Origin of the sequence: Chryseobacterium jejuense (genome assembly GCF_900100075.1) — a bacterium.
GTDB classification, from domain to species: domain Bacteria; phylum Bacteroidota; class Bacteroidia; order Flavobacteriales; family Weeksellaceae; genus Chryseobacterium; species Chryseobacterium jejuense.
The window spans coordinates 183064-206695 of record NZ_FNEG01000002.1; the positions used below are offsets into that span (position 1 = coordinate 183064).

Consider the following 23632-nt stretch of genomic DNA (forward strand, 5'->3'; position numbering starts at 1 on the left):
AATTTTAAAAGTTAGAATGTTGCCTGAAGACCAAAAGTAATCGTTCTCATTGCCGGATATCTATAATACGTTGTTCCATCCAGCGCCTGTTCAGGATCCATTCCTTTATGTTTATAGAACGTAAGAAGGTTCTCTGCCTGAACATAAATTCTGAACTTCTTCAACCCGATGGTTTCAAAATAATCTGATGGCAGCGTATATCCTAAACTCACATTCTTAAGTCTAGCATAGGTTCCTGAATAAAGGAATCTTGTAGACATTGAATTCCAGTTATTCGTTTTGGTGTTTAAAGCAGGAACATCTGTGTAAGGATTCTCAGGAGTCCATCTGTTCAGCATTTCCACACCCCAAGCGCGTCCACCAGAGTTTCCACTGTGTAAGAGTGAGGTATAATCCGTATCAAGAATTTTCCCACCAATCTTGAAAGTCAATAATGCTGAGAAATCAAAATTCTTATACGTCATACTTGTACTAACTCCCCCTGTTAATTTAGGTAAAGCAGAACCTTGTAATATTTTTGTAGCCTTAGCATACTCTGAGGTAGTCCCTTCTACCGGGTTTCCGTTAGCATCTTTGGTAATTGTTTTCCACAATGGTTTACCATTGCTTGGATCTACCCCTACCCACTCCTGAATAAAGAAATCATATACAGAACCGCCTTCATTCAGCTGCTTAGTTGATCCTACTGCAAGAGGTCCTTTCGGCAGTTTAGTGATTTTATTAGTTAGGGTACTTAAGTTAATATCAACATTCCATTGAAAATCACTGGTTTTTATAGGTGTTGTAAACAATGAAAACTCAAACCCAGAATTCTTAATAGTTCCTACATTGGCTGGATAATCGCTGATTCCTAAAGACGGAGCTACTGGCACGTTAAACAGAAGATCCTTACTTTTTCTTTCAAAATACTCTACGTTACCTTTAATTCTGTTATTAAGAATAGCAAACTCAAGCCCCAGGTTCAAATTAAGATTGGTTTCCCATTTCAGATTAGGAGTTCCTACTTTTTCCAATGTTTTTCCAGGCTCACCCGCAAGGGCATAATCTCTATATAATTCCGGATATGCATAATACAGCGGTTCGTAATTTGGCTTCAGTAATTTATCATTCCCTTGTCCCCCGTAACTTGCACGTAATGTCAACTGGTTGAAGAAATTCAGGTTTTTAATAAATTCTTCGTTAGATAGTTTCCATGAACCACCTACAGACCAGAATGTACCCCATCTATTTTCTTTTGCAAATCTTGAAGAACTATCTGCCCTTGTTGATGCAGATAAGAAATATTTATTATCAAAATCATACTCAACCTTTCCAAGGAAACTCAATAAACTTAATTTATCACTGTTCCCACCGAAATTCACCAATAAAGAGGCTGCATCGGGCTCATAATAGTTAGGTAAAGAAAATCCCTGTCTGCTACCGGAAATAACCTGGTAATCATATTTGTAAAATTCATGACCTGCCAACACATTAATATGATGTTTTCCAAATCTTTTATCGTAGGTCAGAATATTACTGGTTGTATAAGAAAGTGTTCTGCTATTTAATTTTGAAACAGAACCTCCTGTCTCCTTCGATTGCCCAAGAAGTGGATTCGTATAATAATGTTGATTATAATTAACCATATCAACAGAAAAGCTTGATCTAAACTTCAATTCTGGAAGGAACGTTAATTCCATAAATCCCTTTCCTGAGAAGTTATCGATCTTATTTTCGTTTTTATCTAATGGTAAACTTGCCGCTAAGTTTTGATTCGGAAGCGCTACAGCAGGTCTGTATTTTCCAAAATCATAAACCTTGTTTCCTTCTGGATCCAACACATAAGATCCATCAGGATTTCTTTCGTAATAAGGATAGAAAGATGGAACTACTCTTGCTGCCTGAATAACATTGCTGGCTTTAGAATCTGAAGAACTTGGAGCCTCTTGAATACTGTTGGTATAACTTAAGTTTACTCCAACATTCAGCCAGCTTTTAACTTCAGAATTAAGCTTTAATCGTGTATTATATCTTTTAAATCCTGACTCAATGGCCATTCCTTTATCATCAAGATAACCTAATGAAAAGAAATAATTGCTTTTTTCACTTCCACCACTGATATCCAGATCTACTTGGTTTCTGGAAGCCACTCTCTGCAAAATATCTCTCCAGTCATCATTCCATAGTGGTCTAGCTCCTGGTAATAATTTCCCGTCAGTTCCTACAGGTTTTGTATAATTAGCACCATAAGGATTAACTCCTAGATTAGAAATAATATTATCTGTTGCCATTTGAGCTGCCTGTTGGGCAGATATTGAACCTGATTGATATCCGTTTCTCATGGCTTCCCAATACAATTGGAAATACTGATCCGTATTAACCTGCTCGTAATCTTTTACGGCTCTTCCTGAGAACCCCTGGCTGATGTTCAGATTTACTCTGGCTTCCCCCTTTTTACCGGACTTTGTGGTAATGATAATGATTCCGTTCGCTCCTCTTGAACCATATAAAGCACTTGCTGTAGCATCTTTCAGAACACTGATAGATTCTATATCATTAGGACTGATTGCATTGATATTTCCATCAAAAGGAATTCCATCCACAACATATAAAGGCTCACTGGAAGCACTTACCGAACCTACTCCTCTGATTCGAATAGTAGAAGTTGCCCCAGGCTGTCCTGAAGCACCCGTAACCTGAATTCCGGGTACCTGACCTTCTAATGCTTTCGTTACATTGGTGACAGGCCTGTTATTGATTTTATCGCTGGAAATAGTTGCAACTGAACCGGTATAGCTATTTCTTTTTGCCTTACCATAGGCAACCACAACTACTTCATCAATTTCCTTTTCTTTAAGTGTATCTTTTTTCGGTTTGGAATTCTGTGCACTTACGCTTACAATTCCCAGGAAAAATACAGCAACTGGTGGAATCCAAACTTTAGAGTTAAATAGATTTTTATTAATCATAATCAATTTTGTTTACCATATATTAAAATTTTGCCCTTTACTGAAAAGTCAGCAAAGGGCATCGATAAATACGATAAACCAAATGCTTATTTTTCCTTTATAGGCTGAATGTAACACCTTACACAATGCAGGTTGTCAAGATATCATTGGGTCAGTTCCCTCCATCTTTCTTTATAAGCCGATCGAAATATGGTTGCAAAGCTATAAACTTTTAGTCTATAAAACAAGTAGACTTATTGTTTTTCATGATAATTTTTCAAAAATTAACATAACTTTTTATTAAAATCCATTACAAAAAGGACTTGCGGCAATTATCATTTTCTTAAACATGACAAATATCATCACTAATAAATCAATAAAGAAAAGCTCTGAATTCACAGAAGTTTTTGATTTTTAATTGAAAAAACTTATTAATTTTATAGTATGAAAGTTTTGATTATAAATGGGCCTAACCTAAATCTTTTAGGGACCCGCGAACCTGAAATCTATGGAACTGTTTCTATGGAAACATATCTGGACAGCTTAAAGTCTGAGTTTCGTGCTCATGAATTAAGTTATTATCAGTCTAATATTGAAGGAGAGCTTATTAACAGGCTTCAGCAGGATGATTTTGATGCAGTGGTGATTAATCCGGGAGCATTTACCCATTACTCCTACGCTATCGCTGATTGTTTGAAGAATATCAGAAAACCTAAAGTAGAAGTTCACATCAGCAATATTTATAAAAGGGAAGAATTCAGACAAAAGTCTGTTACAGCAGCCAATACCGATGCCGTTTTATCCGGTTTTGGAATGGATGGATACAGATTGGCCATACTGAGCTTAAAATAAAGCAATGATGAATCGCCCTGATTTGTATAGAATGCAATATTTTGCTAACAGATTAAGCAGATCTTAATTGTATTAGTTTATACATTTACAACACAGACATCTGCGAAATTTGTGCTATCTGTGGGAAATAAAAATAAAAAAGCCTCATCAATGATGAGGCTTTCTATTTGTATAATATCTGATTAGATAGTTTGTTCCTGTAATTGCGGTCCTGAAGGGATTAATCTCTTACCTTCTTCAGTATCACAATACTGCTCGAAGTTCTTGATATATCTTGAAGCAAGATCTTTTGCTTTTTCTTCCCACTCTGAAGCATTTTCGTAAGTATCTCTAGGATCTAGAATACCTGTAGAAACGTTTGGAAGTTCAGCAGGAATTTCAAGGTTCATAATTGGAACCTGAACTTTAGGAGCGTTATCAATAGAACCATCGATGATGGCATCAATGATAGCTCTAGTATCTTTTAGAGAAATTCTCTTACCTGTACCATTCCAACCTGTGTTTACTAAATACGCTTTAGCACCGTGTTCTTTCATTTTTCCGATCAATGTCTTAGAGTACATTGTTGGGTGTAATGTAAGGAACGCTTCACCAAATGCCGGAGAGAAAGATGGCTGAGGTTCAGTAATTCCTCTTTCAGTTCCTGCTAATTTAGATGTATAACCGCAAAGGAAGTGGTATTGCGCCTGATCTTCGTTCAGGATAGAAACCGGAGGAAGTACCCCGAATGCATCTGCTGAAAGATAAACGATCTTCTTCGCATGACCAGCCTTAGATGGTAATACAATTTTGTTGATATGATAGATTGGATAAGAAACTCTTGTATTTTCCGTGATAGATCCGTCAGTATAATCTGCTACTCCATCGTGAATAACAACGTTTTCAAGAAGTGCATCTCTCTTGATTGCTCTGAAGATATCCGGTTCTTTTTCTTCTGAAAGGTCAATTACTTTAGCATAACATCCTCCTTCATAGTTGAATACTCCGTTATTATCCCAACCGTGCTCATCATCACCAATAAGGTATCTTTTTGGATCTGCTGATAAAGTAGTTTTACCTGTTCCTGAAAGTCCGAAGAATAAAGCAACGTCACCTTTTTCACCTACGTTAGCTGAACAGTGCATAGAAGCCATACCTTTTAATGGAAGGTAATAGTTCATCATCGCAAACATCCCTTTCTTCATTTCACCTCCGTACCAAGTACCTCCGATGATCTGAAGTTTTTCAGTAAGGTTGAACATTACAAAGTTTTCAGAGTTTAATCCCTGAGCTTCCCAGTTAGGGTTTGTTGTTTTAGAACCGTTGATTACTGTGAAATCCGGTTCTCCAAAGTTCTCAAGCTCAAAGTGAGAAGGACGGATAAACATGTTCGTAACAAAATGCGCCTGCCATGCTACTTCCATGATAAATCTTACTTTAAGTCTTGTATCTGCATTCGTTCCACAGAAAGCATCTACAACATAAATTTTCTTAGCTTCTGAAAGCTGGTTCATCACTAGTTCTTTACAAGACCCGAAAATCTCTGTTGTAGTTGGTAAGTTTACCTTACCATCCCAGAAAATTGTATCTCTTGTAACATCATCCTGAACAATATATCTGTCTTTAGGTGAACGACCTGTGAAAATTCCTGTTTTTACTGATACCGCGCCCGATTCTGTAAGTTCCGCTTTCTCAAACCCTTGATTTTCAGGAGAAACTTCAGCCTGGTATAATTCTTCATAAGAAGGATTACACACTACTTCATAGTTTCCTTTAATCCCTAATTTCTCTAAATCCTGGATGATTTTAGTGTTTTTCATTTTACTTATATTTTCTATTTCTTTATTGACTTCAACAAAAATAATATTAATTATTTGTTAAAGGTGGTTTAAATATACTGATATAAGTCAGAATGACAAATAAAAAAAGGGGATTGTAAAATACTGATTATAAATTAATTAAATCTGACCATTCAAAAATAGTAGTAAAACCTTTCTCCCAAAAATAGTTATTAAAGCCCCCAAATTTGGCACTCATCACGAAATCTCCGCCCCAAGCACCCAAACTTTTGACAAATACAGGGCAATCTGAGAATATTTTTTCTTTAACTGTAGGAATTTCAATAAAATTGGAAATTTTACGCTCATGAATCATCATTAAGTCAGAAAAACTTTCCAATTCATTGCATAATAAAATTTTCTTTGTGATATCTGAAAATTCATTCACCAATTCCTGAGACTTCTTTTTTGATTTATAAAGATTGATTCCTTCCCTGCTATCCTGTTTCTGATTTAAATGAATAAAGATGAGCTCATTTTTAAAGGATGGATTAAAATCTACCTTCTCATATCTTATCTCCGGTTTGCTCTGAAAAAGGACTGCCGATTTTTCTTTTGCAACGGCAATATCATAACCGCTTCCTCCCAAACTAATTGTATTTAAGTAAAATGGATCAACATCTGCCCACTCTGCAAGGTTGTTCATTAAGGTAGAACTGCTTCCAAGGCCAAAATCAGCAGGAAATTGAAGGTTGGTTTTTAAATGGTAAGTAAAATCGTTTTTGAATTTTGTAGTAGAAAGCTGCTGAACATTCTTTAATGTCTTGACAATAAATTCAGCGCTTGATGGAATATTGGTTTCCAGAATCTGCCATGTTTTATAATCAATGACAGCTTTTAACCAAGGTTTGTTCTGATGAAGAGCTTCCCAAAGAATTAAAGACTGATTATCATCTTTTTCTTCAAAGAAAAACTCTTGTCCTAGCTTGGTGGGTACCGCTAAGACAAGAGCTCCATCAATTGCGAAATATTCTGAAGTAAGCATAAGCTTGCCCGGTGAAAATATCGCGCTCATATTTTTTATAAATTAGATTGCAGATGCAGTGTCTACAGATCCATCAATTTTTTTAATTAATCCCTGAAGGGTTTTTCCTGGTCCTACTTCTATGAAATTAGAAGCTCCATCTTTAATCATATTCTGTACAGACTGAGTCCATTTTACAGGACCTGTAAGCTGATCGATAAGATTTTGTTTAATCTCATCAGGATTTGTTACTGCTGTAGTAGTAATATTCTGATATACCGGAATAGTAGCTTTTCTGAATTTTGTATTTTCGATAGCAGCTGCTAATCTTTCCTGAGCCGGCTGCATCAATGGTGAATGGAAAGCTCCGTTTACCGGTAATAATAGCGCTCTCTTTGCTCCAGCTTCTTTTAATTTCACGCAAGCTTCTTCTACTGCAGAAGTTTCTCCTGAAATTACCAATTGTCCCGGGCAGTTATAGTTTGCCGGAACTACAATTCCACTAATCTGTGCACAGATTTCTTCAACTTTAGCATCTTCAAGACCTAAAATAGCTGCCATAGAACTTGGATTGGCATCACAAGCTTCCTGCATTGCCTTTGCTCTTTCAGAAACTAGTTTCAAACCGTCATCAAAAGACAAAACGCCATTAGCTACCAATGCTGAGAACTCACCTAAAGAGTGTCCTGCCACCATTTCAGCCCCAAGACCGTTTACTGCTTTTAATGCTGCTACTGAATGTATAAAAATTGAAGGCTGGGTAACCTCTGTTTTTTTAAGATCCGCATCTTCTCCGTGAAACATAATGGAAAGAATGTCGAAACCTAAAATTTCATTGGCAGATTCCATCAGATCTTTAATATCTTTTCTAGAATCATACAATTCTTTTCCCATTCCTACGAACTGAGAACCCTGCCCTGGAAATACAAGTGCTTTCATGTATTGAATTAAATATTATGCAAATATAACTATAATGTTAACAATATCCTTTTAAACAAAGATAAATCATCTAAGGTACCAATCGGATTACTCTGTAACCTGTGTTTACATAAGCTCCGTTTGCTTTAGATTTCACAAACTCGAATTTTGTTGCAAGCTGAGTCTGCACCTTATTCATTTGTTTGAAAATTTCTCCTTTTTTATTTTCTCTTGTCAACATATCATTAACAACGTCAAAACCTACGATAGCATATTTTGGAGGAGTCTTGCAATATTTGCTCTTGTAAGCTGCCAGAATCTCTTTTTCAAAGTTACCGTCTGTATTGATCTTTCTGTCCATCAGATATACCAGACTTGCCTGGCTCAAATCATCCACTTTCTTTTCGAAAACCGGAGAATAGAACATGCTGAATGCTTTTACTCCCTGCACTTCTTTAGAAAGGGCAATCACTTTATTAGCGAAAACTTCTCCCATATCATCATTGGCCAATACAGCAATAACCGGAGCAGACTGCCCTGTCATCATGTTTTGATCCAACTGAATATCTGCCGGAGAGTTTACAATAACGATATTAGGATTTTTCACTGCTTTTTCAAGCCCTGATTTAATGTAGTTTGCATTTTCTTTTTTAGCATCTGCTACTACATATATTTTTTGATCTGAATATACTGCTTTAACTTCTTCTACAAGTTTATCTGCATAGGTTTGATTATTCGTTTCAACGATAATCAAATTGTTATAGTTGTATAATTCCGGTGTATTAGCAAATGGTGCTACTACAGGAATTTTTTGATTTTTAGTAAAATCTAATACGTCAATTACATTGGATTTAAAGAATGGTCCAATAATAAGATCTGTATTTTCAGGATTAATCTGTGTAAGAGAGTTTTTGAAAGAAGCTTCATTCCCTGAATCCACAATTTTGACATCCAGTTTCTGACCTCCTCTTGCATTTCTTTCAATAGCAAGTTTAGCACCTGTTAAGAAATCAAGAGCCATTGCTCTGTATTGAGTTTCGTTGGTACTGTATCCGAAAGGAAGCATCAGTACTACACTTAGTGCATCACCGTTTTTCTTAACATATACCGGATCTTGTTTTTTAATTTTCAAAACCATTCCGGATTTTAATCCTTTTGAAAGATCTGGGTTAAGAGCGATTAATTCATCAATGCTTACTCCAAACTTATTCACAATAGAGAATACGGTATCCCCCTGCTGAACAGTATAGGTAACGTAGTCATCACCAGCCACTACATTATTGGAAGCCGTTGAAGAATTTTCATTCCCTGCATCCATTTTTGCTTTTGTATTGGTAGTTTCAACTACAGTTTCTGTATTTGATCTTTTTATTTTGATAGTCTCACCAGGTTTTAATCCTTTTTCTTCCAAACCTGGGTTTAAAGCATAAAGGTCCTGTTGGCTGATTCCAAACTGTTTTGTAATTCTGTAATAATTATCTTTGGACTGAATAACATAAGTTTCTCCTTCTACAGCCGGTGTAGGTGTAGGTGTTACTGTTTTTTCAACAGGGGTTTCTACAGGTTTTGTTACTGTTGTTGTAGTGACTGTAGGTTGATCTGCACCATATTTTTTAATGCTGGTAAGAGGCAATGTAATCTCATCCCCAATCTTCATATGAGAATCCAATTCAGGATTCAGCTTTCTCAGATCTGTTTCAGAGATTCTGTATTGTTTTGTAATCCCATAGATGGTCTGCTTAGGCTGTAAAATAATTTTGCCCACCGGAGTTCCCGCAATTGTACCTACTTTTTCAGGTGCAACAGTTTTAGGAGCAACAATAGCTGCTGCTTTTTCTGTTTTTACGGTTAAAACATCTCCGATAGCTAGTTTACCATCTTTATGTTTAGGGTTTAGTTTCAGCAATTCATCTACAGTTATTCCATACTTCTTTGCAATGTTGTAAGGATTATCACCTTGTACAACGGTATGCGACTTCTGGGCTGAAACTCCCAAAACCATACATAAACTGGATAGAATAAAAAACCTCTTTATCATATTCGATAATTATAATTTACAAAAATACTTCTTTAAAATTAAATGGCAACAATTATTAATTTGGAATCTTGAACCACCATCTCTTCCAAACAATTTTCAAGCCATGGATAGCCTTCATCCGAAAAGAATACACTAAAGTTGAAAACTCTTTCCTGCCACGTTTTAGATGGGTGTACATTCAGAAACAGATTTTCAAGTCTTTCCAGTAATTCGTTTTGCTTTATTTTTTCTGCGTGAAGAAGACGCTTTTTCATTCTTTTAAATGATTTCAGCTGTCTTACTTCTTCTGCTTTCACCATATTACCAAAGGATTTCTCAGTAGTTTCGGCAGATTCTTTTAATGCAGCAAAATTGTGAACCAACATTTCTTCTTTTTTATCCAATAATTCCAAAATAGGATTATCATTTAAAATCTTACGATTAGTAATCACTGTAAAATTCTGGAAGAAATCTTCTATTGTAAGATCAAGTTTTTCAATTTTCCCCAATGTTTTCTCTTTCAGGAAAAGCATAGAATTTCTTGGAATCAGAATAGGGAATGGAATATTTAATTTTGAGAAATAATCTTTCAGTTCCAGCCAATACATAATTTCGGCATTTCCTCCGATGTAAGCGAGATTCGGTAATACTTTTTCCTGATATACAGGACGCATTAACGCATTTGGACTGAATTTCTCCGGGTGATTTTCAAGCTCAGTTGTAATTTCTTCTTCTGTAAACTGAATATCTGTATCTACAACAAAATATTTCTGTCCATTAAAATCGATTCTATCTCTTGTTTCAGAAAGATAAAAAAGATTAATTTCACGAGGGTTCACCTGAACCTTTCCATATTTATCAGTCAGGAAGTCTACTTTATCTTTTGAAGTTTTCTGCAAACTGAAATTTAGCAGCTCATCTTTAAAGACATCTTTAATCTGTTCTTTAAGCTCCTTTGAATCCCCGTCTAATAACAATAATCCAAATTTTGAAAAAAGACGGTTCACCAGAATCTGGATAGCCTGCGTCAAAGTATTTCCAACCTTATAGGATTCTTTCAGCATTAAGATCAATTCTGTACCGAAAACAGAATCTTTGAATTCTTTTTCAAATTCGGAAATAAAGTAAGTTTCGTTAATCTGGATTCGCCCTACAGGGCCACCAGATTTCTCATTAATTTCATAATAATTATTCTCCGTTTTAAAGTGATTGATCTCAGCAAAATCATGATCTTCAGAAGCCATCCAATACACTGGAACGAAATTAAAGTCCGGAAAATTCTCCTTAAGATAGGTGCAGGTTTTTATGGTCTGCAGAATTTTATATACAAAGAAAACCGGTCCTGAAAACAAGTTCAGCTGATGCCCGGTTGTGATGGTAAAAGTATTGGGCAGCTTCAGATTTTCAATATTTTCTTTCTGCTTTGAAGAAAGCGTAAGATCTGATAACTGTTTTTCGAATACATCAGATAATATATTCCTTTGTTCTGAAGAAAAGGAATCTTTTTTCAGATGAATCTGCTGGCTGAAATGCTCTACAGAAAATGTTTTATTTTCAAAACCCTCAATATCTTGATTCAAAAAATCTTTTACTAATTGAGGTATGCTTTCTATATCATTAAATGATATTTTATTAATTGTTTTCAACCTGTATAGTTTTTTAGTTGAACAAATACCACACGATTCCGATATTCAGTCTGAAATCATACACCGGATAATGTGGAAATGCATAAGCTTTGTTAGTAGAAATAACGGTTCCTATCTGTTGACCTTCTATGAAAAAGAACATTTTTTTCACTTTCATATTAATGTATAGATCCGCAATAGGCTGCCCTCCAATAGAGAATGAACTGGTACCAGGAAGAACATACTCATTAAGAACAGGGAAATATTCTCTGGAATTAAATTTAGAGAAGTAATATACTTTAAGTCCTGCCTGAATTTCTGCTGCCTTTTTAAATGCCAGAGTCTGATAAAAGAAGTTAGCTCTTCCTACAAAACTTGGCATTGGAAGCAGATTTTTATTCGTTAATGCATTTTGGAAATGCAACCTTGTATTCAAATGGAATTTTCCGTAATTGAAGGTTGCATCACCTCCAATCTGAGAAATATTTAGTGAATTTTCACTTTGCTTTGGAGCGTAACTACTGTCAAAATAAGTATAATTATCAATTCTGAAATAGTTCGCAAAAATTTCTGTTTTAAACCATTTTAGATTAATACTTCCTCCTAGTTCCATCACAGATTGGTTCTTCGCATTTTCAAGATAATAATTAAATTTATTATAAACAGATGTATTCAGTAAATAATTGAATGATGGGTAAGCACTCTGGAAGTTTACTTTTGCATTCACAAAGTAATCTTTTATTGGCTCAAACTTCAGATTGTTCGTAGTTCTTAAGTAACTTTTAAACTGGCTACCGTTTGAGAACTCAAGGAATGAGTTCAATTGAACTTTATCCCAAAGTTTCACTTGCAGATTTCCTACAGCTCCAATTCTGCTTTCTTTAAGTTCAGCTGGAAAAGGCACTCCATCAAGTGCTATAATATCCTTGACACCAAATTTAATCATCTGATAACGAACTCCGGCATCTAGCTTAAATTTTTCATTATCAAAAACCAAACTTAACGTATTACTTAGATTGCTGGAATATTTTTTCGTTGCCAAAGGAAAACCATTAACTAGTTCTGTTGCATCTTTATACCAATATCCTTCCAATCCTCCTTGATTATAATAATATTTATTCCCTTGGTGGTAGATTGTATGCCTGATACGGAATGGAAATTTTTCGGCATTGAAAGGAGTAAACTGATGGCTCAGATAATATCTTCTGTACGCAAATTGTGAACTCGTTGAAGCCAGGTTTACCTGAGCATTCTGTCTGTTTTTGTAATTGCTGTCTCCACTTTGAAACAGGTTATCTTCAGTAATTCCCCCACTCTCCTGATTGTTGACATTCTGATGAAGATAGTGTGCAAACAATTCATAGTTTCCACTTTTCGAAACATAATGTCCTGAAAATATAGTATTGTTGTTCGCAGCCAGTGAGTTTCTGTAAAGCCCTTGTGAACGAAGTCCCATATATTCAATCGCAAAGTTGAATCTTTTTCCGATATTCTGAGTATAGGTAGATCTTAATGCGGCCCCATTTTTCATCGCATTATGATAGATAAATGTTGCCGTAGGTGTTTTAACATCGTAATACTTCACATCATTTGCTCCCAGAATCATATAAGATTTATTGGAAGGTAATAAGGACAAGTTTTGTTCTGCATTCACTTCAAATACAAGAGGGTTAAATCCCGATCCAATATTGGCAGGCTGCACTCTTCCGAAGTTATCATTATTATTATATTGTGAGAAAATATACGTTTTATCAAAAGTCATTACCGTATCAAAAACTTTCTTTTCTGAAAACTGAGTCTGATATTGGTAATCGTTGATAGTAGGTTTAAAAATTTTCAAGGAATCTTTCTTCCCGGAATCTATGACCAGTGTATCTTCGGGCTGCTTGGGCTTTTTGACATCTTCTGTTTTAACAACCTGTGCACTGGCAGCGAAGCCAAAGAAAGTGATTATGAAAAGGATATACTTCATTATTCATTATTGTTCAGCAAAAATAAGAAATAATCGTAAATAAAAGAGACTGCCTCATTTCTGATGACAGTCTTTTACTTTACACATAAAATCCTATAGGATTTCAAGTAGTGTTATTTATTAATAAAATCGAATAATTTTACTAAATCTTCTTCTTTATTAAAGTTAATCTTATTAGATTTAGTAAATTCTTTTACACTTTTAGCGTCTAAAGAAAAATCTTCTGAAAGCTCATCTACATTTTTAGGTAACTTGTAATACGTATTCCCTTTTGAAACAAGATATACATCCTTCTCTTTTGCATAGTAATCATTAGCATCTTTTGAGAAAGCACTCACTGACTTTTCTCCTTGCATAAGTTCTACCCTCTCACGTCTGAACAGTCCATATTTGGCATCTTTTTTACTTAAAAGCACAAGATATCCAAATTTTTCATTCCCCATATAGGTATAATGTTTAACAATATAGGTCTTTTTCAATGATGGGAAAACAATGGTTAAACCATCTGTTTTATCAGCATAGTAGGTCTCTTTCTTATCCAGATATTCCATTTCATCAGCATAAGCATTGTAACGAAGATCCTGTACATTTTTAGAATATCCATCAATAATAACCTGTTCAAAATTTTTACTACTGGTATATGGATTTCCATCTATTTTATATTCACCGCTTTTAGCTCTTTTCCCTCCCAATGTAAAGATCTTATCACTGGACATAAAAACATTTTCATTGCCTGCTTGTGCATAGGTACTTATTGTTGCCGACAATAAAAATAAGGATAAACAAAATTTTTTCATATTATATGATATTGATATTTGTAAAGATACTATATTTCCAAATCAATTTTATAAAAAAAACCGCTAATAATAGCGGTTTTTATATAAAATACTTATTTAAGTAAAAGTATTAATTATAGTTATCATACCCTTGGTTTCCTTTAACAGCACCCACGTTAGTTTCTGATAATGGAATAGGGAATGCATTTAAGAATGGATCTGCACTAGCACCTGCAGGTCTAGGTACAGCATCACCCCATCTTCTAAGATCCCATTGTCTTAAACCTTCACCAATAAGTTCTCTTGTTCTTTCCTTCTTCAACTCAGCCATATCAACACTTGCAGCAGCTGCTAAATTTCTCTTAGTTCTAATTTCGTTAAAATATTCTAAAGCTTTAGTTGCACTACCTCCATTAAGTTCAGCTTCAACACCATCTAATAGAATTTCTTCAAAACGTAACATCTTAATATTATCAGATCCTGTAATATTCAAGTACTTACCAGCTTCTCCTGCAGACACATATAGATCACCTTCCAGTTCCGTAAAGAAATCCGCTCTTACATCACCTGGTTCATATAAATTAAGAACATCCGGATTTACAACTACATTTCCGTATCCGTCATAATTTATTTTATATGCATATGAATCTGTAGAAAGAGATCCTGTATTTCCTACCGCTAACTCAAAAATTGAATTGGCAGCAGAACCATTCATTTTAAATGTATATGAATTCTGAAGATCAGTAGCAGGTACAACAGCATACCCACCACCAGTTATAACATCATTCACAAGCTGTCTAACTTTAGCATAATTTCCTTTGTACAGATAATATCTAGCCATTAACCCTTTTAATGCAGCCACAGATAATTCTGTTTTACTAGTACTTTTATTATTAGTCGTCATTAACTGTTCTGCTTTAGCAAAATCAGCTTCAATTTGTGCTTCTGTTTCAGCGATAGTACTTCTACCTTGTTTAGCCCTTGGATCATATTTAAGAGGTAATACTACTCCTAAGCCTGTTGATGCCCCAGTATATTTTTGTCCGTATACACGTAATAAATCAAAGAAACCTAAAGCTCTTACGGCATAAGCCTGTCCTTGTATAAAGTTTGCAGAAGATTTATCACTAGCATTGAATCCGCTGATATCTGTATTAATAACAACATTAGCTGTTGCTACTGTTCTGTAAATAAAAGCCCAAGTATCTTTTGCATATCCATCAGAAGATATCTGAGTGTAGTTCATTACATTCACATAATAACCACTTGCAAGATTACTATACATTTCATCAGATCTCACTTCACCATATGCTAAGAAATCACACCCATAATACGCTTTATTTCTCATTGCATTGTACATCCCTCTTGAAAAAGATTCCAATTCCTGAATCGTTTTCAAAGGAGCCTGCTCCACTTCCTGGTTGAATTGTCTTTCTACAAAATCATCACTACATGAGACATTTACCATTAAAAGCCCTAGAGATAATAATGCTACTTTTAATATTTTATTTTTCATTTCTTCTAATTTTTAAAAACTTAAATTAACACCAAATAAGAATGATTTCAATACTGGTAAGTTTAGATCCGAAAATCCAGAGATATTTGTTTCAGGGTCATACTTCAGATTCTTATCAAATCTGTAAGTCCAGGCATTATTAGCCATTACATAGACTTTCACTGAATTAAGACCAGTCCCTTCCAGGAAATCACTACTAAATGTGTATCCTAAACTTGCATTGCTTAAACGGATATAATCTCCTTTATATAAGAATCTCGTAGAAGCAGAATTTGATCTTTTATTTCCATTAGTAGCAATTGGCTTTGGATTAGATGCCCCTGTATTAGATGGAGTCCAGTAATCACCAGTTACATCATATCCAGGATAACTAGCCGTGTACTGTCCATCAGAGTATAAATAAGAAGCCCAGTTATCAAAGATCTTACCACCAAAGCCATATGTAAACTGTGCATCAAGTGAGAATCCTTTATAAGAAAGGGAGGTATTAGCTCCACCAAATACATTGCTTAAGAAAGATCCCTGTACTGCTTGTTTAGCTTTGTTATAGTTGTTAGTCGTTTCTCCATCTACTCCATTCACATACCAAAGAGGATCTCCATTGCTTGGATCTACTCCTGCCCATTTTCTTAGGTAGTAAGTTCTAGCACCTTCACCAACTCTAATTGTTTGTGTTCCTGTATCAACATTTCCACCATATAGTTCCGTAACCTCATTATGTAGTGTTGATAAATTAAATCCGACAGACCAGTTAAATTGGTTTCTATCTCCTCTAAAGATATCTCCGTTTACAGCAAATTCGAAACCTCTGTTTACCAATGATCCAATATTTTCAACAACATAATTATTGGAGTTAGGATTATTTGTTTCGTTTGGATCCATACCTCCTTGAGCTGCAGATAATGGGATATTATAGATTAGATCCTTAGTTTTCTTGTTATAGTATTCAGCAGTAATTGTCAATCTATTCTTAAAGAAACCTAAATCAAATCCAACGTTAAATGGATTTACAGTTTCCCAACTTAAATTAGGACTAAACACTCTATTAATAACCGCTGCTGCCTGATCGTCATAATTCTTTATGTAAGAATAGGTAGCATAAGGGTTTGCCGTGATCTGGTTCCCCAATTTACCATAAGATGTTCTAAATTTCAATAGAGAGATCGCCTCAATGTTTTTAATCACGTCAAAACGTGCCACATCTAAACCAAGCCCTACTGACCAGAAATTACCTGCTTTTTTTCCTGGAAGGAATTGAGAAAGGATATCTCGTCTGTATGATGCATCGAGCATAACCAACTTATCATAATCATAATGTCCGGTAACAGCATATCCATAACGCGATGATATATCTAATTGTCCATTATATCCAAAAGGAACAACAAAGTTTTCAAGTGTCTGTAATGTTGGAGTACCAACAGTAATTCCAGTTGCAGTTAAATATTTGTTATCTTTTTTATAAGCTTCCTGAATTAATGAAGCTCCAAAATTATGACGGTCAAGTCTATAATTAAAATCTAAGATATTCTGTACGTTGAAATTAAAGAATCTGTTTACACCAGATTGCTTTAGTCCACTATAAGCTCTACCATCTCCGTGTAATGGATTCCAGTATTGCTCCTCTTCCATGTTAATGTATTCAGGAGAGAAAACAAATCTATAAGTAAGATTTTTTAATATTTTATATTCAACATTTAAATTAGCAAAAGCTCTGAAAGTTCCAGCACGCTGATAATTCATCTCTTGAAGAGCAGCCGGGTTAAAGTTACCATTACTTAACCTACCATTTGATGCACCAAGATAAAGACTTCCATCAGGGTTTCTAGCAAGGTCAGTTGGTCTGTTAAAATACTGAGCAAGAATAGGGTTTGAGAAAGCTCCTCCAGCAGCCAATGTACTGATCTTTCCATAAGAAACCTGGAAATCTGTGCTTATTTTTAACTTATCAGTTGCCTGGTATGCAATTTTATTTGTAAAAGCGAGTCTATTGAAATATGAACCTTTAACAACACTTTCCTGATTAAAGTAGTTAAATGATGTATAATAAGTAAATTTTTCATTTCCTCCCGATACGTTAATATCAAGATTTTGCTGATATCCTTTCTTTTGAGTTGCTCCTTGCCAATCAGTATCATTCGGAGATCTAAAAATCCCAGCTGCTGTAGCTCCTGCAGCACCAGCTGCAATTTGCGCCGCAGTATAAGTCTTTTTATCTCGGTTTGAATAAGCATCAACTAAATAATTTTTCCAGTCTGCAGATCTGAAAGAAGCGTGTGGTTTTATAGCTCTATCATTGAATCCACTATTGAAAGAAGCATTAAATTTAGCTTTTCCTTTTTTACCTGATTTTGTCGTAATAACAATAACCCCAGCTCCTGCATCAGCACCATAAACAGCAGTAGAAACAGCATCTTTAAGTACCGTTACATTTTCAATATCATCAGGGTTTAATCCAGCAAGAGCATTGGTAGTTGTATTTTGCTTTGAAATATCTCCTGAAGAAACTCTTACCCCATCAACAATATAAATAGGTGAAGAAACTCCATTAAGTGAAGAAATACCACGAACACGAACATTCGTCATACCTCCAGGCTGCCCTGAAGCAGAACCAGTTTGAACCCCCGCTACTCTACCTTGTAACATTTTATCGACAGAAGCTACAGGAATATCTTCAATTGATTTAGCAGACATAACACTAGCAGAACCAGTCATCTCCTGAATTGTTTTTTTCTGACCGAACCCAACCATTACAACTTCTTCAATCTGAGTTGCATTAGCCGTATCTTTTTTTGTTGTCTGTGCAAAAGCTGCTTGCCCCAAGAAGAACAACGCCCCAGCACTTAATACACGTAGTTTAACATTCATATTAACAAATTTTAATATATTTTAGAGGCAAATATGTTAATAAATATTAACACTAGCAAATTTTATATGCACAGATTAGTGATTTTCTTTCACAATGCAATACAAATACCCCCTCCAAAACAGAAAGATTCATAATATTTACCCATATTTACTGTTGAAAATAAAAAATAAACGTTTTAAAAAGGGATTTAGCAATTAATAATTTGATTCAAAAAAAATTATTTATAATAAATCTAAATTAGAATAGTGCTAATTTTCAGCTAAATAGATGTTTAAAATAAAAAAAATCAACCAATTTTAACAATATACAAAGTTTTATATACCACAAGACTGTTTTTCATTTTTCACTTAAAAACCCTATTAAGCAACTCATTAACTATCCTACAACACTATTGTCAGCAAAAAAACATTTTAACATATCCTCATTTTAGAAATAGATTAGAAACCCAACAAATGTACAGTGAAAACGAAAATTTCTTATTAAAGAATTTCAATATATTTTAAGAAAAGTAGCCTCAATAAAGGGAATATAAACAAAGAAAGCCGTCTCAATGAGACAGCTTTCTTTATATATTTATCTGAATGTTATTTCAGCTTTTTCTTAACAGCTACTTCTTCGTAAACTTCAAGAATATCACCAATTTCAATATCGTTATACCCTTTTAAGTTCAATCCACATTCGTAACCTTTTGTTACTTCTTTCACATCATCTTTGAAACGCTTTAAGCTTTCAAGTTCTCCGTCAAATTTCACAATACCATCTCTTAATAAACGTACTTTAGACTGTCTTGTTACTTTTCCTGTAAGAACCATACAACCAGCAATTGAACCAACTTTAGAAATCTTGAATACCTCACGGATCTCAACATTTCCGATTACCTGCTCCTGAATTTCCGGAGAAAGCATTCCTTCCATTGCCTCTTTTACTTCATCGATTGCTTTATAGATTACAGAATATGTTCTGATTTCAATTTCCTCACGGTCTGCAAGATCTTTCGCATTAGCACCAGCTCTTACGTTGAATCCGATAATAATAGCATCAGATGCTGCCGCTAGGTTGATATCAGACTCTGTAATCTGTCCTACACCTGAGTGAAGGATTTTCACGCTGATTTCTTCTGTTGATAATCTTTGTAACTGGTCAGAAAGCGCTTCCACAGAACCATCCACGTCACCTTTAAGGATAATATTCAATTCTTTGAATTCTCCTAAAGCAATACGTCTACCTAATTCTTCAAGCGTTGTATGTTTTTTCGTTCTGATAGAAAGTTCTCTCTGAAGTTGTTCTCTCTTATTTGCAATAGTCTTACCTTCACTTTCGTCAGCATATACTCGGAATTTATCACCTGCAGTAGGTGCTCCGTCTAACCCTAAGATTGTTACAGGAATAGATGGCCCTGCTTCCGCAAGATTTCGTCCTCTTTCATCAAGCATGGCTTTTACTTTACCATGATTTTTACCCGCAACTACATAATCTCCAACTTTCAGAGTTCCTGCCTGTACTAACATAGTAGCAACATATCCTCTTCCTTTATCCAATGAAGCTTCAATAACAACACCTTGAGCATTTCTACCAGGATTAGCTTTTAGATCAAGCATTTCTGCCTGAAGTAATACTTTCTCTAATAGAACATCCATGTTGTTACCAAATTTCGCGGAAATTTCCTGAGCCTGAACATTCCCTCCCCATTCTTCTACAAGGATATTCATCCCTGAAAGCTGCTGACGGATATTATCAGGATTTGCATTTGGTCTATCAACCTTATTCAAGGCAATAATCATAGGTACACCTGCTGCCTGTGCGTGAGAAATAGCTTCTCTCGTTTGAGGCATTACATCATCGTCTGCTGCAATTACAATAATAGCGATATCGGTAATCTGAGCACCTCTTGCTCTCATGGCTGTAAATGCTTCGTGACCCGGTGTATCTAAGAATGTAATTCTCTGTCCGTTTTCAAGCTTAACATTGTAAGCACCAATATGCTGGGTAATTCCTCCAGATTCACCTGCAATTACATTTGTTTTTCTAATGTAGTCAAGTAATGATGTTTTACCATGGTCAACGTGCCCCATTACAGTAACAATTGGAGCTCTAGTAACTAGATCTTCTTCGTTATCGATTTCATCTTCAGCATCATTTTCTTCAAGGTCAGCATCTGAGAATTCAATTTTATACCCAAATTCATCTGCTACTAATAATAAGGTATCAGCTTCTAATCTTTGGTTCATAGTAACCATTACCCCAAGTGAGAAACAAGCAGAGATCACTTCAGTTGGAGAAACGTTCATTAAACTTGCTAATTCACCTACTGTGATAAATTCTGTAACCTTTAGTGTTCTGTCCTGTGCTTCAAACTCTTGTTGACGCTCATCCTGCTCTCTACGGTACGTTCTCTTATCTTTTCTGTGTTTTGCAGATTTAGATTTACCTCCTTTATTGGTAAGTTTTTCTAAGGTTTCTTTGATCTGGTTTTTAACTTGTTCGTCAGTTAATTCAACTGGCATAACTCTTTGACCAGGTCTGTTGTTTTGACCTCCTTTTTTGAAGCCACCACCACCTTGACCACCTGGACGGTTTCCACCTTGGTTATTTCCAAAACGGTTTCCACCACCTTGGCCGCCTCCTTGACCTGGCGGACGATTTCCTTGTCCACCTTGTCCTTGACGGTTTCCACCTTGTCCACCACCATTATTATTGTGAGGACGGTTTCCACCCTGGCCACCTTGGTTGTTATTTCCAGAGTTTTGATTGTTTCCACCTTGGCCTTGGTTATTCTGACCGCCGCCTGGCTTTTCAATTCTCTTTCTTTTCTTTTTAGCACCAGCACCTGGTTTTGGAGCAAACTGAGTTAAGTCAATTTTCTCACCTACGATCTTAGGACCGTCCAGTTTCTGATAAACAGTTTCAATTTTTTGAGGTTCCTGATTTTCAGGTTCAGCCTCCACTTTTGGAGTTTCTATTTTTTTCTCTTCTACCACTGGTTTTGGAGTTTCTTTTACAGGTTCAACCGGTTTTTCTTCTTCTTTTTTCTCCTCCATTTTTGGTTTGTCTTTTTTCACAGGTCTATTTCTAGATTCTATTTGAGACAAATCAATTTTATCCAAAACTTTAAATTCCTGCTTTTCAGGAGCAGCTTTAACTTCCGGTTCTTCTTTCACTATTTCTTCTTTCTTTTCTTCAACCGGTGTTGCTACAGGAGCAGCAGGTGTTTCTTCTACTTCAGGTTTAGTAGGTTCTAAATCTATTTTACCTAAAATTTTAGTTTCTGGTTTGTTTGCTTTAGCTCTTATCACTTCAGGGGTTTTCTTCTCTTCAATTTCCAGTTTTTCTTCCGGAACTTTAGTGATCACCACCTCATGGGAAGCTTTTCTTTGTTCGCCGTCTTTAGCAAACTCAGCCTCCAATGCAGAATATGCCGATTCTTCCAATTGAGCGTTAGGATTGCTTTCAACCTCGATACCCTTAGCTTGTAAAAACTCTACTAATCTGGACATCGAAATATTGAATTCCTTAACCGCTTTATTTAATCTAATTTTTGGCATCTATATTATTTACTGTTTTTTAATTTTTAAAATTAAAGTATTTCCTTTTTACTGTCTTATTAAGATTTATTTCACATCTTAATCTTCAAATTCTTCTCTCAGAATACGTTTAACCTCTTCAATTGTTTCTTCTTCAAGGTCTACCATATTTAAAAGACTCTCAGTTTCTTTATCCAATACTGATTTTGCAGTTGTAAGGCCTACTTTCTTAAATTCATCCAAAATCCACTGCTCGATATCGTCATTAAATTCTCTCAATTCAACATCGTCATCCTCGCTGGACTCTCTGTAAACATCAATCTCATATCCTGACAACCAAGAAGCCAGTCTAATATTTTGTCCTTGTTTTCCAATTACTTTAGAAATCTCCTCAACAGGAGTATACACTAACGCATAGTTAGCATCTTCGTTGATGTCAATTTTATTGACGGTAACATTTCCTAAAGCTCTCTTCACCAAAATCTCAGGGTTTTTAGACCACTGAATAACATCGATGTTTTCATTTCTCAACTCTCTTACTACCCCATGAATTCTGGATCCTTTCACACCCACACAAGCTCCTACAGGATCAATTCTGTCATCATAAGCATCTACTGCGATCTTCGCCTTTTCTCCCGGGATTCTCACTACCTTTTTAAGCATGATAGTTCCGTCCTGGATTTCAGGAATTTCCAGCTCTAATAATTTCTCTAGGAATTTAGGTGCAGTTCTGGAAATAATAATCTGCGGTTTTGAACCTTTAAAATCTACTGTTTCAACAATAGCTCTGATATTCTCACCCTTTTTAAAGAAATCGGATGGGATCTGGTTTTCTTTTGGTAAAATAAATTCGTTTCCTTCATCATCTAATAAGATTACATGCTTGTGACGAATGTGGTGGATTTCTCCTACAACGATTTCACCAATTTTATCTCTAAACTGTTCATATAGCATAGCATTGTTATGCTCTTGAAGTTTTGTAGCCAGAATCTGCTTCAGGGTAAGAATATTTCTTCTTCCCAGCTGCGCAACAGGAATTTCCATTGTAAAGTCTTCACCTACTTCGAAGGTAGGGTCAATCTTCTTCGCTTCAGAAATTTCAATTTCCAAATCGTCATCTTCAGACATTTCGTCCTCTACAATTGTTTTATTTAAAAATATCTGAAAATCTCCTTTATCCGGGTTTACAATCACATCAAAGTGGTCATCTGAATCGAATCTTTTTCTCAAAAGAGTCTTCAGTGAATCTTCAATAATTGCCATAAGATCAATCTTACTGATCCCCTTTTCGTCTTTAAAATCACCAAAGGATTCAATCAACGCTATATTATCCATCTATTCTTTTTTCTTTTTTAAAATTTAATTACTACTAATGCCTTTTTGATATCAGTGTAAGGAATTTCTTTTTCCTCTTCCACATCCACCTTTCCTTTCCCGATATCTTTCGGTTTACGGTAACGTAAAACAAGAGTGACCTTCTCTTCGTCTACTTTTGACAATTCTCCTTCAATTTTAGAAGAATCCTCCAGCATCACCTCAATCTCTCTTCCTATGTTTTTATTGAACTGTCTTGGTGTTACTAATGGCTCGCTTAATCCGGCAGACATCACCTGAAGGCTGAAGTCATGCTCTTCACGATCCATATTGAATTCTATTGCACGGCTTGCATCAAGGCAATCCTGCAAAGAAACTCCATTGTCACCATCTAAAATCACTGTAACATCATCCCCTGCAGAGATCTTAAGATCAATAAGAAAAAGATCTTTTCTGGTCTCAAGGAATTCATTTAATAATTCTTCAATTCTTTTCTTAAACTCCATACATTCTTTTATCTTGATTTACAGTACGAAAAAAGGCTTTC

At 35.3% G+C, this 23632-nt stretch carries 14 protein-coding genes and 1 riboswitch; of the genes, 1 reads left to right on the top strand and 13 read right to left on the bottom strand.

Annotated features, from left to right (window positions below; genetic code table 11):
- Positions 1 to 11: 11 nt before the first annotated feature.
- Positions 12 to 2948 (bottom strand): SusC/RagA family TonB-linked outer membrane protein, encoded by a 2937-nt coding sequence (locus tag BLS98_RS06450; RefSeq protein ID WP_089734749.1) that lies wholly within the window; start codon positions 2946 to 2948, stop codon positions 12 to 14.
- A gap of 83 nt (positions 2949 to 3031) precedes the next feature.
- Positions 3032 to 3128, bottom strand: a riboswitch (SAM riboswitch).
- Positions 3129 to 3371: 243 nt separating this feature from the next.
- Here BLS98_RS06450 and BLS98_RS06455 point away from each other — a divergent pair.
- Positions 3372 to 3779 carry a type II 3-dehydroquinate dehydratase gene (locus BLS98_RS06455; protein WP_089734751.1) on the top strand — a complete coding sequence of 136 codons (408 nt, stop codon included), beginning with the start codon at positions 3372 to 3374 and terminating at the stop codon, positions 3777 to 3779.
- A gap of 182 nt (positions 3780 to 3961) precedes the next feature.
- On the opposite strand, the gene pckA is transcribed toward BLS98_RS06455, so the two are convergent.
- The 12 genes from pckA to rimP all read right to left on the bottom strand — a co-directional run bounded on the left by pckA (position 3962) and on the right by rimP (position 23591).
- Positions 3962 to 5578 (bottom strand): phosphoenolpyruvate carboxykinase (ATP), encoded by a 1617-nt coding sequence (gene pckA, locus BLS98_RS06460; protein ID WP_089734753.1) that lies wholly within the window; start codon positions 5576 to 5578, stop codon positions 3962 to 3964.
- A 127-nt stretch (positions 5579 to 5705) separates the two neighbouring features.
- Positions 5706 to 6611 (bottom strand): GYDIA family GHMP kinase, encoded by a 906-nt coding sequence (locus BLS98_RS06465; RefSeq protein ID WP_089734755.1) that lies wholly within the window; start codon positions 6609 to 6611, stop codon positions 5706 to 5708.
- A gap of 12 nt (positions 6612 to 6623) precedes the next feature.
- Complete coding sequence (fabD, locus tag BLS98_RS06470; RefSeq protein ID WP_089734757.1) at positions 6624 to 7499, bottom strand: ACP S-malonyltransferase; 876 nt, start codon at positions 7497 to 7499, stop codon at positions 6624 to 6626.
- Between the two features lie 70 nt (positions 7500 to 7569).
- Positions 7570 to 9516, bottom strand: coding sequence for a LysM peptidoglycan-binding domain-containing protein (locus BLS98_RS06475; RefSeq protein ID WP_228425461.1), 1947 nt, complete (start codon positions 9514 to 9516; stop codon positions 7570 to 7572).
- Between the two features lie 38 nt (positions 9517 to 9554).
- Entirely contained in the window at positions 9555 to 11141 is a 1587-nt protein-coding gene (gene bshC / locus BLS98_RS06480; protein ID WP_089734761.1) for a bacillithiol biosynthesis cysteine-adding enzyme BshC, read from the bottom strand.
- 13 nt (positions 11142 to 11154) lie between these two features.
- Positions 11155 to 13092, bottom strand: coding sequence for a putative porin (locus BLS98_RS06485; RefSeq protein WP_089734763.1), 1938 nt, complete (start codon positions 13090 to 13092; stop codon positions 11155 to 11157).
- A gap of 113 nt (positions 13093 to 13205) precedes the next feature.
- The gene (locus BLS98_RS06490) at positions 13206 to 13889 is read right to left on the bottom strand and encodes a hypothetical protein (protein WP_089734765.1); all 684 of its coding nucleotides are present in this window, start codon (positions 13887 to 13889) and stop codon (positions 13206 to 13208) included.
- 109 nt (positions 13890 to 13998) lie between these two features.
- Complete coding sequence (locus BLS98_RS06495) at positions 13999 to 15384, bottom strand: RagB/SusD family nutrient uptake outer membrane protein (protein WP_089734767.1); 1386 nt, start codon at positions 15382 to 15384, stop codon at positions 13999 to 14001.
- 12 nt (positions 15385 to 15396) lie between these two features.
- Entirely contained in the window at positions 15397 to 18249 is a 2853-nt protein-coding gene (locus BLS98_RS06500; RefSeq protein ID WP_089734769.1) for a SusC/RagA family TonB-linked outer membrane protein, read from the bottom strand.
- A 585-nt stretch (positions 18250 to 18834) separates the two neighbouring features.
- Positions 18835 to 21792, bottom strand: coding sequence for a translation initiation factor IF-2 (infB, locus tag BLS98_RS06505; protein ID WP_089734770.1), 2958 nt, complete (start codon positions 21790 to 21792; stop codon positions 18835 to 18837).
- Between the two features lie 78 nt (positions 21793 to 21870).
- Positions 21871 to 23106, bottom strand: coding sequence for a transcription termination factor NusA (gene nusA, locus BLS98_RS06510; RefSeq protein ID WP_089734773.1), 1236 nt, complete (start codon positions 23104 to 23106; stop codon positions 21871 to 21873).
- A gap of 17 nt (positions 23107 to 23123) precedes the next feature.
- Positions 23124 to 23591 carry a ribosome assembly cofactor RimP gene (rimP, locus tag BLS98_RS06515; RefSeq protein ID WP_089734775.1) on the bottom strand — a complete coding sequence of 156 codons (468 nt, stop codon included), beginning with the start codon at positions 23589 to 23591 and terminating at the stop codon, positions 23124 to 23126.
- Positions 23592 to 23632 lie beyond the last annotated feature (41 nt).

Coding starts and splice junctions, on each gene's coding strand:
- BLS98_RS06455 (WP_089734751.1), top strand. CDS start 3,372: ATGAAAGTTTTGATTATAAATGGGCCTAACCTAAATCTTTTAGGGACC.
- BLS98_RS06475 (WP_228425461.1), bottom strand. CDS start 9,516: ATGATAAAGAGGTTTTTTATTCTATCCAGTTTATGTATGGTTTTGGGA.
- BLS98_RS06450 (WP_089734749.1), bottom strand. CDS start 2,948: ATGATTAATAAAAATCTATTTAACTCTAAAGTTTGGATTCCACCAGTT.
- BLS98_RS06485 (WP_089734763.1), bottom strand. CDS start 13,092: ATGAAGTATATCCTTTTCATAATCACTTTCTTTGGCTTCGCTGCCAGT.
- BLS98_RS06500 (WP_089734769.1), bottom strand. CDS start 18,249: ATGAATGTTAAACTACGTGTATTAAGTGCTGGGGCGTTGTTCTTCTTG.
- BLS98_RS06490 (WP_089734765.1), bottom strand. CDS start 13,889: ATGAAAAAATTTTGTTTATCCTTATTTTTATTGTCGGCAACAATAAGT.
- rimP (WP_089734775.1), bottom strand. CDS start 23,591: ATGGAGTTTAAGAAAAGAATTGAAGAATTATTAAATGAATTCCTTGAG.
- fabD (WP_089734757.1), bottom strand. CDS start 7,499: ATGAAAGCACTTGTATTTCCAGGGCAGGGTTCTCAGTTCGTAGGAATG.
- infB (WP_089734770.1), bottom strand. CDS start 21,792: ATGCCAAAAATTAGATTAAATAAAGCGGTTAAGGAATTCAATATTTCG.
- BLS98_RS06465 (WP_089734755.1), bottom strand. CDS start 6,611: ATGAGCGCGATATTTTCACCGGGCAAGCTTATGCTTACTTCAGAATAT.
- pckA (WP_089734753.1), bottom strand. CDS start 5,578: ATGAAAAACACTAAAATCATCCAGGATTTAGAGAAATTAGGGATTAAA.
- BLS98_RS06495 (WP_089734767.1), bottom strand. CDS start 15,384: ATGAAAAATAAAATATTAAAAGTAGCATTATTATCTCTAGGGCTTTTA.
- nusA (WP_089734773.1), bottom strand. CDS start 23,106: ATGGATAATATAGCGTTGATTGAATCCTTTGGTGATTTTAAAGACGAA.